At 54.6% G+C, this 14,468-nt stretch carries 15 protein-coding genes and 2 pseudogenes; 10 read left to right on the top strand and 7 right to left on the bottom strand.

Features of this window, described 5'->3' with window-relative positions; genetic code table 11:
* The first annotated feature begins 82 nt into the window (after positions 1–82).
* A complete protein-coding gene (locus tag BN3277_RS16685) occupies positions 83–931 on the top strand; it encodes an MBL fold metallo-hydrolase (protein ID WP_059044482.1) in 849 nt (282 codons plus the stop codon).
* Positions 932–1,117: 186 nt separating this feature from the next.
* The gene (locus BN3277_RS25580) at positions 1,118–1,273 is read left to right on the top strand and encodes a hypothetical protein (protein ID WP_157688725.1); all 156 of its coding nucleotides are present in this window, start codon (positions 1,118–1,120) and stop codon (positions 1,271–1,273) included.
* Between the two features lie 44 nt (positions 1,274–1,317).
* Here the strand turns inward: BN3277_RS25580 and BN3277_RS16680 are convergent, their stop codons facing one another.
* The gene (locus BN3277_RS16680; RefSeq protein WP_059044480.1) at positions 1,318–1,674 is read right to left on the bottom strand and encodes a winged helix-turn-helix transcriptional regulator; all 357 of its coding nucleotides are present in this window, start codon (positions 1,672–1,674) and stop codon (positions 1,318–1,320) included.
* A gap of 175 nt (positions 1,675–1,849) precedes the next feature.
* Here BN3277_RS16680 and BN3277_RS16675 point away from each other — a divergent pair, with 175 nt between their 5' ends.
* Complete coding sequence (locus tag BN3277_RS16675; RefSeq protein WP_059044478.1) at positions 1,850–2,545, top strand: response regulator transcription factor; 696 nt, start codon at positions 1,850–1,852, stop codon at positions 2,543–2,545.
* A 50-nt stretch (positions 2,546–2,595) separates the two neighbouring features.
* Here BN3277_RS16675 and BN3277_RS26435 read toward each other — a convergent pair whose 3' ends face one another.
* The gene (locus tag BN3277_RS26435) at positions 2,596–2,757 is read right to left on the bottom strand and encodes a helix-turn-helix domain-containing protein (protein ID WP_392396637.1); all 162 of its coding nucleotides are present in this window, start codon (positions 2,755–2,757) and stop codon (positions 2,596–2,598) included.
* An 8-nt stretch (positions 2,758–2,765) separates the two neighbouring features.
* Here BN3277_RS26435 and BN3277_RS26255 point away from each other — a divergent pair, with 8 nt between their 5' ends.
* Positions 2,766–2,900 (top strand): cupin domain-containing protein, encoded by a 135-nt coding sequence (locus tag BN3277_RS26255; protein WP_262362884.1) that lies wholly within the window; start codon positions 2,766–2,768, stop codon positions 2,898–2,900.
* On the opposite strand, the pseudogene BN3277_RS16670 reads toward BN3277_RS26255, so the two are convergent.
* Positions 2,897–4,210: pseudogene (locus BN3277_RS16670) on the bottom strand (catalase); the annotation flags it as partial. The gene BN3277_RS26255 and the pseudogene BN3277_RS16670 sit on opposite strands and share 4 nt — an antisense overlap.
* 34 nt (positions 4,211–4,244) lie before the next feature.
* Here BN3277_RS16670 and BN3277_RS16665 point away from each other — a divergent pair.
* Entirely contained in the window at positions 4,245–7,193 is a 2,949-nt protein-coding gene (locus tag BN3277_RS16665; RefSeq protein WP_059044476.1) for a X2-like carbohydrate binding domain-containing protein, read from the top strand.
* 52 nt (positions 7,194–7,245) lie between these two features.
* Here BN3277_RS16665 and BN3277_RS16660 read toward each other — a convergent pair whose 3' ends face one another.
* On the bottom strand, positions 7,246–8,226 hold the full coding sequence (locus BN3277_RS16660) for a glycoside hydrolase family 43 protein (RefSeq protein WP_059044474.1): 981 nt from the start codon (positions 8,224–8,226) through the stop codon (positions 7,246–7,248).
* 291 nt (positions 8,227–8,517) lie between these two features.
* On the opposite strand from BN3277_RS16660, the gene BN3277_RS16655 reads away from it, so the two are divergent.
* Positions 8,518–9,681, top strand: coding sequence for an oxalate decarboxylase family bicupin (locus BN3277_RS16655; protein ID WP_059044901.1), 1,164 nt, complete (start codon positions 8,518–8,520; stop codon positions 9,679–9,681).
* On the opposite strand, the gene BN3277_RS16650 is transcribed toward BN3277_RS16655, so the two are convergent.
* The 3 genes from BN3277_RS16650 to BN3277_RS16640 all read right to left on the bottom strand — a co-directional run bounded on the left by BN3277_RS16650 (position 9,666) and on the right by BN3277_RS16640 (position 11,134).
* Positions 9,666–10,046 (bottom strand): hypothetical protein, encoded by a 381-nt coding sequence (locus BN3277_RS16650; RefSeq protein ID WP_059044472.1) that lies wholly within the window; start codon positions 10,044–10,046, stop codon positions 9,666–9,668. The genes BN3277_RS16655 and BN3277_RS16650 overlap by 16 nt on opposite strands.
* A 2-nt stretch (positions 10,047–10,048) precedes the next feature.
* Complete coding sequence (locus BN3277_RS16645) at positions 10,049–10,648, bottom strand: ImmA/IrrE family metallo-endopeptidase (RefSeq protein WP_059044470.1); 600 nt, start codon at positions 10,646–10,648, stop codon at positions 10,049–10,051.
* A gap of 132 nt (positions 10,649–10,780) precedes the next feature.
* A complete protein-coding gene (locus BN3277_RS16640) occupies positions 10,781–11,134 on the bottom strand; it encodes a helix-turn-helix domain-containing protein (RefSeq protein ID WP_059044468.1) in 354 nt (117 codons plus the stop codon).
* A gap of 299 nt (positions 11,135–11,433) precedes the next feature.
* Here BN3277_RS16640 and BN3277_RS16635 point away from each other — a divergent pair, with 299 nt between their 5' ends.
* From BN3277_RS16635 to BN3277_RS16620, 4 genes and pseudogenes are all read left to right on the top strand, one after another.
* On the top strand, positions 11,434–11,922 hold the full coding sequence (locus BN3277_RS16635; protein WP_059044466.1) for an ArpU family phage packaging/lysis transcriptional regulator: 489 nt from the start codon (positions 11,434–11,436) through the stop codon (positions 11,920–11,922).
* A gap of 248 nt (positions 11,923–12,170) precedes the next feature.
* Positions 12,171–12,791: a hypothetical protein gene (locus BN3277_RS16630; RefSeq protein ID WP_059044464.1), complete on the top strand. Its 621-nt coding sequence runs from the start codon at positions 12,171–12,173 to the stop codon at positions 12,789–12,791.
* Positions 12,792–12,797: 6 nt separating this feature from the next.
* Entirely contained in the window at positions 12,798–13,022 is a 225-nt protein-coding gene (locus BN3277_RS16625; protein ID WP_059044462.1) for a YqzN/YkzM domain-containing protein, read from the top strand.
* Positions 13,023–13,025: 3 nt separating this feature from the next.
* Positions 13,026–14,440, top strand: a pseudogene (locus BN3277_RS16620) (phage tail sheath family protein).
* The last annotated feature ends 28 nt before the right edge of the window (positions 14,441–14,468 follow it).

Raw genomic sequence — 14,468 nt, 5'->3', positions numbered from 1 at the left:
CCTCCTTCAAGCATGAATAACCCTGCCAAGGGATTGGAACGATAAGGCCATTATCCCATAACTTTAAAGGAGAAAAAATACAGTGGACAAACAAATGGAGTACGGGAGCGACTACAAGTATATTCCTGCCACATCGGTTGGAAGTGGTCTTGGCGTAGAGGTTCTCCCGGATCTATATTGCCATACCCTCCAAATCGTGAACATTTGCCTCGTTGGGGATCCGGCTGGGCAGGATTTTGTCCTGGTAGATGCAGGAATGCCCGGATCAGCCAATGAAATTGTCTCCGTTACTGAGACTCGTTACGGAGCAGGACGGAAACCGAAAGCCATCCTTCTCACCCATGGACATTTTGACCATGTAGGCGCGGTCATTGAGCTGATCGAACAATGGAATATTCCCGTATATGCTCATGAGTTGGAAATCCCCTATTTGACGGGACACAAGAGTTACCCGGAACCGGATCCAACCGTAGAAGGTGGCATGGTGGCTAAAATGTCAGCTCTGTTTCCGAATGAGCCCATTAATCTCGGGAAACATGTTCAACCGCTCCCGTCCGATGGAAGTGTGCCGCATTTGGCGGGTTTTCGCTGGATTCACACACCGGGGCATACACCGGGTCATGTGTCATTGTTCAGAGACAAGGACCGCACCTTAATGGCAGCGGATGCATTTGTAACGGTTAGGCAGGATTCCCTTTATAAAGTGTTGACACAGGAAATGGAAATTAGCGGACCGCCTAGATACTTGACAACGGATTGGACAGCTGCCCGGGAATCCGTGAGGAAATTGGCAGCTTTACAGCCAACCGTTGCGGTTACCGGACACGGCAGACCCGTATCGGGCCAAGTATTGTCGGAGGGCTTGCAGAAGCTGGTGGATGAATTTGACCGTATCGCCATCCCGGATTACGGAAAATACGTGAAGCATTAAAATCTGAACAAGAAACCCGCCGAATCTCCGGCGGGTTTCTTGTTGCATAATCCTTTGTCTGGCGCCATCGCTTTCATTTTATAAAGCAGATGAATAAAAAGTGCCTTCTTACGTAACCCATCATGACCTGCTATAGTTGAGCCCGAAGCAAGAAGGGGGCTTGTCGTTGTCGAGCAGGCTTATGATTTGACGAGAAGGAGAGAGAAGAGGTGGGTTCAGAAAGCGGGGGAAGCGAAGGAAGATCAAATCAAGATGAAATTGTACCGGAATGATCAGGCCGCGCTGCGGTTACCTGACCGATTATGGGGCATGATTGAAGATTATATAAAGTTTGAAGATTAAACTGCATACAATAAGCCGCCAAATCTTTTTGCAGATTAGACGGCTTATTGTCCCTCCATGGCGGAAGCAGGTTGGACGGGGGGATCCCACTCCGTTTTCCAACGGTTGATTTCTTCAAACACATGAGCCAAAGCTTCGCCCTTTTCGCTAATTGAATATTCGACAGTTACAGGAACCGTAGGGAAGACTGTACGTTTGATCAACTGATGCTCTTCCAAATTACGCAAAGTATCCGTTAGGCCTTTGGTGTTTACGTTATTTAAATTTCTTCTTAATTGATTAAAACGTTGAGGTTCCTTTAACAACTCAATAAGGACGAGAACCGTCCATTTCCCAGATAGATTTTGAAAAACCTCATAGATTGAAGATACGCAATGATTTTCAAATTGGTTTGGCTCCATAATGAACCTCTCACCGTTCAGATTTGAATTGAAGTATAGCCAAAATCAGGCGATTTGTCACTGGGGACAACTTCCAATTATTGTGAAAGTCTGAATTCCATAAAAATATCGGTGACACAGGACTAGTATGCCCTGAAGTCGATAGCAACAACCGAAAGGATCGAAGGAAAAGGTCATGATCAAAGTACTTATCATCCACGATGAACCTAACAATACTCGATTATTAGCCGATGCACTAAAACGCGAAGCCTTTGTGGTAGAGACCGCAGAAGACGGGGAGGAGGCGCTCCATAAAGCGGCCTTATTCCAACCTGACATTCTGCTCCTGGATTTGGCAAAACCCCACTATGAAAGGTACGACGTATACGGCATCTCGTTAGAGACAAACCAGCCGGCTGTGCTCCTGTTGAGCGAAAGTCATCATATTGCGGATAAAGTGCGGGGTCTTGAACGCGGGGCTGATGTTTATATGACCAAACCTTTCGATATCCGCGAATTAACTGCCCGGATTAGGGCGTTATTCCGTCTTCGAAACCGGTCAGCTCCCCTATCGTCCGAAGGGCCGAAGCAAGACAAGATTGAGCTAGGCGTTCTATCCATTGAATTGGTCAACCGCACGGTTCGAACGGACGGCCAAGAACTGAAATTGACGCCAAAGGAATTTGACCTGTTGGCCGTGCTCGCCCGACACCCTGAACGGGTGTACTCCCGGACGGCGTTGCTGGAGCAGGTGTGGGATATTCATTTTGACGGGGGAACTCGAACCGTGGATACGCATATCCAAAGGCTCCGGAAGAAGTTGGGGCAACGGCAAGGGATCATTCAGACGGTTTATGGCATCGGCTATAAGAGTAAGAAGCTTTCATCTTGAACTGGATAAAGCGGCCATCTCCATACAGAAGGGATGGCCGCTTGCTTTTATCAGAGAGAAACTGAACCGCTATTCCTCCGATACTCCGTCGGCGTCATCCCCGTCACCCGTTTGTAGGCGTTGCTGAAATAGACGAGGTCGGAGTAGCCGACCCTTTCGGCGAGGTAGTTCCGGGAACGTAACGATCGGCAGGCGAAACGCTGGGATCCCAAGCCGTGCGGTGCACGGTTGCCGGGCGCTTCAGCCAAGCAAGCTGCTGGATACGTTTACGCCGCTGCGGCTGGATTGCTGGGCCGCGGCGAGTAAAAATAAACCTGCGATCGCCCAAAAGGCTGTCGCAGGTTTATTTTATTAATACCGATCAGATTCGTGTCCCATCCCTTTGGCTTTCTCCATCGCTTCATCCGCACCCGCCGTACTGGTATGTTGGCCTGCGGTATCCATTTCCCGCTTCGCCGCCTCAAGCCCTTCCTTAACCCTTCTGCCATATTCGGGATCGGCTTGCGTAAAGTGGCTGATCCAAGTCTCCTGAATGACAGGACTGCACAGCTTCAGATTGTTTACCAGATTCGAAATCAGCTCGTTTTTCTCGACCTCGTCAAATGCGCGGTACGTTTGGCCCGCCTGAGCAAAATCGTTGGTGCGCTCCAGCTTCTGCCGAACCAGCTTGGCGTCGTAGTGCGGCTCATGGTCTTTGCCCGGTTTCTCCGCTTCCTTCAGTCCGTTCTTCGTCGACGGCTCGTAGTCCACATGCGGGTTCGCGCCCGGATTGAGATCGACCTGATATTCCATTTGCCCGCCGCGTTGGTTCGTGGCGACCTTCGTTTTTGGCGCGTTGATGGGGAGTTGCAAGTAGTTTGTCCCAACGCGGTAGCGCTGCGTATCCGAGTAGGAGAAGGTGCGGCCTTGCAGCAGCTTGTCATCGGAGAAATCCAGCCCGTCCACCAGCACCCCGGTTCCAAACGCCGCTTGCTCCACTTCGGCAAAATAATTTTCCGGATTGCGATTCAGCACCATTTTGCCAACCGGCAGAAACGGGAACTTCTCGGGATCCCACAGCTTCGTCGGGTCCAGCGGATCAAAGTCCAGCTCCGGATGGTCTTCGTCACTCATGATTTGTACGCACAGCTCCCACTCCGGATAATCCCCCCGCTCAATCGCTTCATACAAATCCTGCGTTGCATGGTTGTAGTTGGTCTTCTGGATTTCATCGGCTTCGTGCTGCAACAGGTTTTTAATCCCTTGCTTCAGCGGCTCCCAGTGGTATTTGATCAACACGGCTTCCCCTTTTTGGTTGACCCATTTGTACGTATTGACGCCTGAACCCTGCATCTGGCGGTAGTTCGCGGGAATGCCCCAAGGCGAAAAAATAAACGTCACCATATGCGTAGACTCTGGCGTTTGGGACAGGAAATCAAACATCCGTTCCGGATCCGGCAGCTTGCTGACCGGGTCCGGTTTGAAGGAATGCACCATATCCGGGAATTTCAACGGATCGCGAATAAAAAAGATCTTCAGGTTGTTCCCGACCAAATCCCAGTTCCCATCCTCCGTATAAAATTTCACCGCAAATCCGCGGGGATCACGGAGCGTTTCGGGGGACTCGGCGCCGCCGATGACCGTTGAGAAGCGGACGAACACCGGCGTCTGTTTCCCGGCTTCCTGACTGGACGGCGAATTTCAAGAGACGGTAAACGCCATGGCCTCCGTTCAACAGGGGCAGATCCCGATTTACAGCATTCGGGATCTGCCGTTTGGCGAGCATACGATCTCCGGTGTGAAGAAGGGCGGGAGCTACCTGATCGTCGACGGATTTAAGGTTTATGCGGACAGCTTGCTGGGGGACACAACGGCCAGCTTTGAAACGCCGAATCCGCAAGACATTACCGTTTCGCTGTCGCTAGGTGGAGATACCTTAAACCATATTGCGAGCGGTTCTGCCGAACTGGTACGCAACACGGATTACACGGTCTCCGGAGACAACGTCACGATCAAAAAAGAGTACTTGGCTCAGCAGCAGCCGGGACCGCTTGCGTTGACATTCCATTTTGCCGGCGGCGATTCACAGGCCTTTACGGTGAACATCACCGGACCGGCGATTGTGAACAGCACGATTACGCCGAAGACGGCGGTGTTTGATCAGAAGGAATCCGCGCAAGCGGACGTGACGACCACCATGACCTTAAACGGTAATACGCTGGTCAGCATCGCCAACGGGGCGGAGGAACTAGCGGAAGGGACGGATTTTACAATCGAGGGGGATACGGTTCGGATTCATGCGTCGTACTTGGCCGCTCAGCCAACCGGTGTAACCGAGCTGACGTTCCAGTTCAGCGCCGGACTACCGCAAACGCTCACGATCGATATCGTCAATACGTCCGGGCGTTTCCTGATGATCAACAACAACGATTCCGGCATTCGTTATACCGGGTCCTGGAATCGCAGTACGGGACGCAACTTCGGCGACTATCAGGATGATGTGCATTTTGCCGAGCAAAACGGCGATTCCTTGGAATATACCTTTAAGGGCACCGGAATCCAATACATTACAGAAATCGACCCGGCCCAAGGAGAGGTTGACGTTTATCTGGATGGCGCTTTTGTAGGCACCGTGGATACTCATGCCGACGCTAGACAGCCGATGCAAGCCGTCTACAGCGTATCCGGATTGTCCGACAGCCTGCACACGATCAAGCTGGTGAAAAAATCGGGCCGATTCATGCTGCTGGATGCGTTTAAAGTACAAATTTCCGATCTGATTAACCTCACCGAAGCGACTTTTGATAAAACGCCGTCTGCTCAAGAGGACATCCCAGTCGAGGTGTTTAGCGGGATCGAGAATCTCGGCAGTATCCGAAACGGCCAAACGTCGTTGGTTGAGGGAACGGACTATACCGTTACGGGGAATACCGTGACGATCAAGAAGGAATATCTCGCCGCCCAACCGGCGGGAAGCTTGAAGCTGACCTTCCACATCCAGGGCGATTATTACGATGACGTGCATTCCACCGAGGTGAATGGGGATTACTTCGAGTATACATTTAAAGGCACCGGCATCGATTTGCGTATGCCGACGGGTCCGGTTCAAGGTGAAATGGAGGTTTATATCGACGGACAGTTGAAGGCGACCGTAGACGCCTATGCCGAGTCGCGCAGCGCCCAGCAGTCGCTGTATAGCGTCTCCAACCTGCCAGCCGGTCAGCACACGATCAAAGTGGTGAAAAAATCCGGGGAGCGGCTGCTGGCGGATCAACTGAACTTCCACGTCGCTCCCGGCACGACGACGCCAACCACACCAACGAATCCGTCGAATCCGCCGTCGTCTCCATCCGGACCTTCCGGTCCGTCGACATCGCCAACCCCAGCGAAGACGGAAGTCGTCCGGGACCCGGCTAACCCGATCCCGGTGGACATCGCTCGGACGACGTTAGCGGACGGAACGAAGCGGGATGAGATCAAGCTGACCGCCGATGCCACGCTTCGGGCGGCGATCGACAAACTGGCGGAAGAAGGAGCAACTTCGTTGAACCTGACGATCCCGGATGCCAAGGATGAAGTGAGTTCGGTGAAGCTGTCGCTCGCCCTCGATTTCCTTCAATGGATTACGGGACGCGATCTGGAGTTAAAGCTTCAAACCGCAAACGGGGAGATCACCATTCCGGTCTCTTCCTTGCAGGGGGCGTCCGGCGATTTGACCGTAACAATTACTCCCGTGAAGGTGGCTGCCCAGAACCAGGAAATCGAAGGGCGTGCGAACAAGGCCGAGGTGGTTCTTGCGGCCACAGGAGGGCAAGAGGTGACGGTCATCGGACGTCCGGTTCAAATCGAGACGAACCTGCAAAACCGGGAGGTGGAGCTAGTTCTGCCACTGACGGACCCGGCAGATCCATCCAAACTAGGGGTGTATGTCGAACATTCCGACGGGACAACGGAGTTTCTGACCGGGGAAGTTGTTCCGTTAGCGAACGGTAAAGGGTTAAAATTTACCGTGGACCATTTCAGCACGTTTGCTCTGGTGAAGACGGCCGAACCGTTGTTGTTAACTCATCAAGCTTATATTAGCGGATATCCGGGAGGACTGTTCAAACCGGAGAACCGCATCACCCGTGCGGAGATGGCCGCTATGCTATCCAAGGCCGTAGACATGAAAGAGACGGCGGAGGCGGTAAGCTTCCGCGATGTTCCGGCAGGTCATTGGGCGGCTGAGGCGATTGCCCAAGCGTCCCGCATGGGCTTGATGCAAGGCTATGCGGATGGCAGCTTTAAGCCGGAACAACCGGTCACGCGGGCGGAAATCACGGCGGTTGCCGTGAAGTTCATGAAGTCGGCCGCAGGGCAGCAGGCCACCGGCTTCTCGGACACCGCCGGCCATTGGGCGGAACAGGCGATCCGGACCGCCCAAGCGGCAGGCATCGTGAGCGGGTATGCGGACGGCAACTTCCAACCTGAGGCCTTCGTCACGCGGGCGGAGGCGGTGAGTGTGATCAACCGGGCTTTGGGCCGGGGGCCGCTGTTCGGCAACGCCGATGCGCTTCCGGTATGGCGCGACGTGCCGCAGGCACACTGGGCGTTCCACGAGATTGCGGAGGCGTCAACGGAGCATAAGGCGATGCCAAGAGCGGAAGGTGGAGAGCAGCTGAATAAATAAAAAAGGGAGCGCCGCCGGCTTGTTAAAGCCGGTTGGCGCTCCCTTGTTGTTCTTATTTGTACGGATCGATCGTTTGGATCGTACCGTCCGGGTTGTAATGCAACTCGGTGTATTTCACGCTGCGTTTATGGTTCACACCGCCGGACAACGAGCTGTCATGGTAGAACAGGTACCATTTATCTTGGAATTGTACGATGGAATGGTGAGTAGTCCAGCCAATGACAGGCTCCAGGATTTTACCTTTAAATACGAATGGTCCTTGCGGGTTTTTACTGATCGCATAAACCAGCGTATGCGTTGTTCCGGTGGAGTAGGACAGGTAGTAATACCCGTTGTATTTATGCACCCACGGTCCTTCGAAATACCGCCGGTCTTCGTCCTTGGCCAACAGCGGATTTCCGTCTTCGTCAACGATGGAAATTTCCTGCGGCGCGGATTTGAAGGTGAGCATATCGTCGGTTAATTCGGCGAACTGCGGTCCAAGCGCCGGCGCGTCCGGTGCCGGTCCTTCGGCGTCCGGTTTAAAGCTGCCGGTTTGCCATTTCTCCAACTGGCCGCCCCAAAGTCCGCCGAAATACATATAAGCGCGGTTGTCGTCGTCGACGAGGACGGCCGGATCGATGCTGAAGCTGCCCGGAATATAGTTCTCCTGCGGTGTGAACGGACCGGCAGGCGAGGAGCTGGTGGCGACGCCGATACGGAAAATGCCTTCCTTGTCCCGAGCAGGGAAATAGAGGTAATACGTATTGTTCTTATAAGCGGCATCCGGTGCCCATAGTTGTTGGCTTGCCCACGGAATATCCCGCAAATGCAGGACTTCGCCATGATCGACGCACGGAGAGTTGAAGTCGTCCAGCGAGAGGACATGGTAATCCTCCATCGCGTATTGATCGCCGTTATCGTTATCCGGACCGTTGTGATCAAGGTCATGAGATGGATAAATATAGATCTTGCCGTCGTACACATGAGCGGATGGATCTGCCGTAAAAATGTGCGTAACGAGAGGTTCATTCGGACGTACAGGTTTTTCCACGAGGATTCCCCTTTACCTAGTTAGTTTGTTGACTAAACTTACTAACTCTAATTATACAGAAGCTTAGGCAACTATCAAGCACTTCCCTCTATTTTCTCCGAAATCGTCGGATTTTATTGGAAATCCGGAGGAGAAACCACAACATATTTCAGATTATTGGAGAATAGGATCACTGTGTAACTAGGTTTTGGGAAAAAATGTCACTGGCATGTCCAGAACGAGGAGTGATGGTTGATGACGGATCATTTGGATCCATCCGCTTCAAGGCAGCCGGAGAATCAAGCCGCCGGGATGTCGGCGATCCCCCAGCCGATACGGGATGACGGAGCCGGAGCTACCGATACGGGCCCCCGCGACGTGATGCGGGATCGCGAAAATCCCGATATGCTGGTTCCTCCGGTGACCGATAACGGATTGATCCCAAATCTGAAATTCTCTTTTTCGGATACGCATATGCAGTTGAATCATGGGGGATGGTCACGGGAAATTACGATTCGGGAGCTGCCGATCGCTACGACGCTGGCGGGGGTTAACATGCGTCTAACGCCGGGGGGCGTTCGGGAGCTGCATTGGCATCAGCAGGCGGAATGGTCGTTTATGATCTCGGGCAAGGCCCGGATCACGGCGGTGGATCAGGACGGACGGAACTTCATCGCCGATGTGGGAGTGGGGGATTTGTGGTATTTTCCGCCGGGGATCCCTCATTCGATTCAAGGGCTGGAGGAAGGCTGCGAGTTTCTGCTTGTGTTTGATGACGGCCATTTCTCCGACTTAAATACGCTGTCGATTTCGGACTGGTTCGCCCACACGCCTAAAGAGGTGCTTTCGGCGAATTTTGGCGTGCCGCGTAAAGCGTTTGACCATATTCCCGATAAACAGGTGTACATCTTCCAGGACCGCGTCCCGGGGCCGATCGCCAGCCAAAAAATCACTTCGCCCTACGGAGAAGTTCCCGTCAGCTTCAAGCATAGCTTGCTGGCTCAGAAACCGATCGTCACGCCGGGCGGGACCGTACGGATCGCGGATTCTACCAATTTTCCTATCGCTAAAACGGTTGCAGCCGCCCTTGTGGAGATCAAACCCGGCGCCATGCGGGAAATGCATTGGCACCCAAACAACGACGAATGGCAGTATTATTTGACCGGCAAAGGGCGCATGACGGTGTTCGCCGGAGGGGGCGCCGCCCGCACCTTTGACGTCAGGGCCGGGGATGTGGGGTACGTCCCGTTTGCCTATGGCCACTATATTCAAAATACCGGCGACCGCAGCATCTGGTTCTTGGAGATGTTCCGCAGCGATCGGTTTGTAGACGTATCGTTAAACCAGTGGATGGCGCTGACGCCGCGCGAGCTGGTGCAAGACAATCTGCATGTGGGCCCCCTGCTCATGGATGCGCTGCGGAAGCAGAAGTGGCCGGTGGTGAAGTACGACCGCCCCAATCAACCTCGCTCATAACCCAGGACTTCTTCGACATCATCCATCTGTACTACCAAGCGCTGAATCTCATCCGGATCGCCGCAGCGGGCGGCAATTTGCGGGAGACGAATGCCCAGAACGGCTTGAGCATGAACGAGGGAGGACGGGTCCTGCTTTTGGCCGCCGGAAGATTTCGGCGGTTCTTTGGGGCGGACAAGGTCTTCCAGCAGGACGGAAACGCCGGGCAAATCGCCGAAGTCTTCGGCGGAGAACGGCGCAAAAGGGCTGGACACCGGAAGGTAGAGCGTCTTTGACCAATCCAACTCGCCCGGTCCGGCATCAACGATTAGTTGCAGCGGGCGGGTGGAATCCGTATAAAAGTCGCAATATGCCGCGATCCGCATCCTTACCGCCCTCCCTGTCCGCCGATTTGTCGTTCCAGCTGCGACAACATACGCCGAGTCTCCGGCGACCACCCTCGCTCCGCTTCGCGCTGGCGGCGGTTCGCCTCTTGAGCCGCCGCGATCAGGCTGCCGTGCAACACGCGCCGCTGGATTTGGTCCAGCCGCTGCTCCGCCAGCTCCGGCGGAACATGGAACTGCTCGGCGATATAAGCCACCGCCTCGTTGCGATGATCCGGCACCGGCAGCTTGGCGAACATATAGAAGGGAATAGCCGCGTAGAGCACAAACTGATCCGCTTCGGCTTCCTGGGCGTGCATAAACAGCTCCGTCATCCGCCGTTGATCCCCGGCATGACGCAGCACATGGCATAACTCGTGAAAGAAGATCACTCGGGCTTGAACCACCTCCAGCCCTTTGTTTAGAAAAATCACGTTCTCCTCGTTATCCGAAAAGGAGGGGTAATTCCCGTATACCAGCCCGATGCCAAAGGCTTCGGCAATTCGTTCAATGTCGAGGTCGGAGGGAGACGATATCCCGTCGTTCAAATATTTGGCGTTAATCCATTGTTCCAGATGGGTCTCATGATAATAGGCGTATAACATCCAAATCACCTCAAATCAGAATGTATGTTCGGTTTGTGGTCCGAAATAAGGGCCCTTCAGAATCAGGGCCGTCTTTGGAGTCTTTATATGTAAGTATCCATCGTTCTGTTCGATGGGTTTCGAATGCTATTCCTACTTCGCTTCGTCCCCGTTCAGCAGCTTCTTCTTCTGCTCCCGATACGCTTTCAAAGCCGCTTCCATCATAGCGATTTCATCGGCCGTATAGGCTTCAGGACCGCCGAAAAAGGACAGGCTCATCCCTTTCTCCGCTGCAGGAGACGGGTCGGGCGTCCGACCCAGCAAGTAATCGGCGCTGGTATCCAGGGCGTCAACGATATTGCGCAGCACCTCCGGATCCGGCTTGCGGTCGTTCGTCTCATAACGGGACAACTGCACGACCGAAATGTCCGCTTGGGAGGCCAGGTCTTTTTGCGTGAGCTGACGTTGTTCACGTAAATATTTGATCCGATCGCCTAGCGTTTGCATGGTTACTCCTCTTCCTTGCCGTTTCATTTAGTGTAGCACAAGTTGCCAAATTGGTAAAGAGAAGATGGAGAAAATGGAATTATATTATATTGTCAAAACGGTAATAATACGGCTTGACATTGCCAAATTGGCAACATATAATCAGGATACGGTTACCAAATTGGTAAAAAAGAGGGGGTGAATGGAGGGCGTATCGAAGTGGAAGGCGGATGTATGTTTGGACAAGCAAGTGGAAGAGCTAGTGGGGAAACATTCAATTTGCCAAAATGGCAATATACTATATGTAGGAGGGAATTCTGATGGGGAGAAGACGCATTCATGTGTATCATGCTTTATTCGATTCCTTGCCGGTGGATGAAGCGGCAACCCGGGCTGCGGTGGAGAAGCGGTTGGAGGAAGTCAGACGATATCGGCAGATCGGATGGATCCGCAAGGAAGCGTTCATCACCGCAGGGTATGAGCCCCGGTATCATGGCGCTACCCACGCCGTAAATCAGCCGACAGAACGACTGGCGATCGGGAACGTGGATAAGGAGGCGGAGCTGATTCGCAAATCGGAGCTGCTGGATCTGGCGATGGAGCGGCTGTCGGAGGAGCAGCGAGAGGTCATACGGCGGAGTTATTTGGATCAGAAAGCCGAATACGATTTTATCAGCTGCGGCGAGATGGGCATCAGTGACCGGACGTACCGTCGCATCAAAGCCAGCGCCATCCGCCTTCTGGCGGCGGCCCTGAAGTTGGAGGTCTATAAGGAAGAACCGCAAACGGCAAAACACGGAGTCGGCTGAACGCCGGCTTTTTTTGTTGTTCAAGTGGATTCTAGGTTGTCCGATAGCTGTCCGGCAAGTGTCCGTCACTTGTCCGTTCGTTTGGTTTTTCCCATGTTACATTGGTAGCGTGGAAGGAAAAGGGAAGGAAAACCCAATCAACCGAGGACTGATGAGGACCGCTGAACATGTCAGCGGTTTTTGTTTTGGAAAGGAGGGGGGACGATGCGAAATCAGAACAAAACGCCGCCGTATCCATGTGAACCCGAATGGGTACAGCCGGCGCGTTGCCAGGGGTGCATCTGGGGGCGGTTGGAGGGAACCAAGCAGTTTTGCAGCTTACCGCGATGTGTCTATGGGGATGGGATGCTGGAAAGGAGGTGATTGCCATTGCTGAAGATGAAATGACTCTAGCTCCGGAACCGGTGCCGATTACAAATGATCCCTGGATGACGGAACTAGCGCGCTGGTCGTTGGCGGTGCTGGGGCCGGAGTGGAAAGTATACTGCGGGATGTGGCCAGCAGGTGCAGCTGCTCCAGCCTTGATGTGGCGGATGATCGGCATGGACGTGAGAGCGTTGGGGCCGTCGTCGTATGAGGTTCAAAAGCGGATGACGGCTTTTATCCTTGCGGAAGATGCGGACCGGGAGCATGCGGCGGTGCTGCGGCTGCTGGAAGCGTTGGGCACAGCGGTAAAAATCCCGCTGGACGCAGCGGCCAAGCGATATCTGCGAATCGCCGATCCCAAGATGAGCTTGCAGCCGGAGGGAACGGCGGAAAGTTCGCCGGTACAGGGGCCGCTTACCGTCACGTTGCTTTCGCGCACATCCAAGCCGGTGGCGGAAGCGCCGCTGATGCGATCCGTTTTTTATCAATCGACAATGAGGTGAACTGGTGTGGCAAGAAAAAAATCAAGTCGCCCTGAATCCGCACCGGCTTTAGCAGCGGCAGACGGCTCTAGCGGTTACCGCATGGAGGAGTTGCTGTCCTGCTGCGAGGCGGTACTTGGCGTCAAACCGGAAGTTTTGGCCGGGGCTATGTTAGGCAAGGAAGGTCACTTATTTCAAATCGACGAGGCGAAACGGCTCGTGGATCAATTTCTGAGAAAGAAGGTGCTGTAAGTCATGGCAGGAGGAACATGGAATGTAACGGATCAACCGGTGTTGCCCGGGTTGTATATGAATTTCGTCAGCGCGGCGGGGAACGCCATCCAGGCGGGGGCGCGCGGCGTCGTGGTCGCTCCGGTAAAGGCCCATTGGGGGCCGGTTGGACAATTCATGGAAGTGGGAAGTGAGGCGGCGATCCGGGAGTTGTTCCGGGAGGACGAATCGGATGGCGCGACGGCGTTTAGTACATTGTATCTCGCTTTGCTAGGAGGTCCGAAAAAACTGCTGGCCTACCGGCTGGCTGGGGCTTCCGCCGCGGAAGCGTCGTTAACGCTTCAGGATTCGTCAGGTGCCGCCATGCTGCAGGTAAAGGCCAAATATCCCGGCAAGCGCGGCAACGACTTCGTCGTATCGGTTGAGCCGAGTCTGTCGCTTCCCGGCAGCAAGGAGCTGAAGCTGTATGAAGGTACGGCTTTGCTGCGGACGTTCCCGTTGGGAGATGGCTCGGCAGAGCAAGCGGCCGCCGCTGTGAACGGCGATCCGGCCAATGCATGGATCGTTGCCGAGGCGCTGGGCAACGGCACGCTGGCGGATGTATCCGGGGCGGTGCTGACCGGCGGGGACAGCGGGATCGCGGGGCTTACGAACGCCGAGTACGCTTCGGCCTTGTCTGCGTTCGAGACGCAGGACTTCCACGTGCTGACGCTGGACGGCGTAGCGGATGCGGCTTTGCGGACCAGCGTTGTCGCTTGGGTGAAGCGCGTCCGCAGTGAAGGCAAGGGCGTCATCGCCGTGCTGGGCGGCTCCGCCGCCGACGATACGGCCATCACGAGGGCGTCGTGAACGTCGGCACCGGCGCGGTGCTGAACGGCCGGGCGTACTCGTCGGCGCAGGTGGCCGCCTGGGTCGCGGGCTTGATCGCCGGCCAGCCGCTGAAGGCGTCGACGACGTACGCGGCTTCGCCGTTCGACGACGTCACGCGGCGCTGGACGCGCTCCGAGCAGGAGCAGGCCGTGCAAGGCGGCGTGTTCCTGCTCGTGCACGACGGCCGCCGGGTGAAGGTGCTGCGCGGCGTGAACAGCCTTGTTTCGCCTCGAGAGGGGCAGAACAAGGGCTGGAAGAAGATCCGCAAGATTCGCGTCATGGACCAAATCAACGCGGATTTGCAGCGGACTGCCGAGGATGCCTATATCGGCAAGGTGAACAACACCGAGGAAGGCCGTCTGGCGCTGATCGGTGCAGGGAAGCAATATCTGCAGACGTTGGCTGCCGAGAACGTGATCGAGGCGACCGGGTTCGACGTGACGCTGGATCCGCGCTTCTATGGCAGCGCACCGCAATTCACGCCTGAAGACGACCAGGTGTTCCTGGCTTGGACGGCGGATGATACCGATGTGATGGAGCAAATTTTCGGCACGTTTTACGTGCAATAATTTTTCGATTTTTACATTTGAGGAGGAG

This window comes from Paenibacillus rubinfantis (assembly GCF_001486505.1).
GTDB classification, from domain to species: Bacteria; Bacillota; Bacilli; order Paenibacillales; family Paenibacillaceae; genus Fontibacillus; species Fontibacillus rubinfantis.
This window is presented reverse-complemented; position numbering and strand designations above follow the sequence as displayed.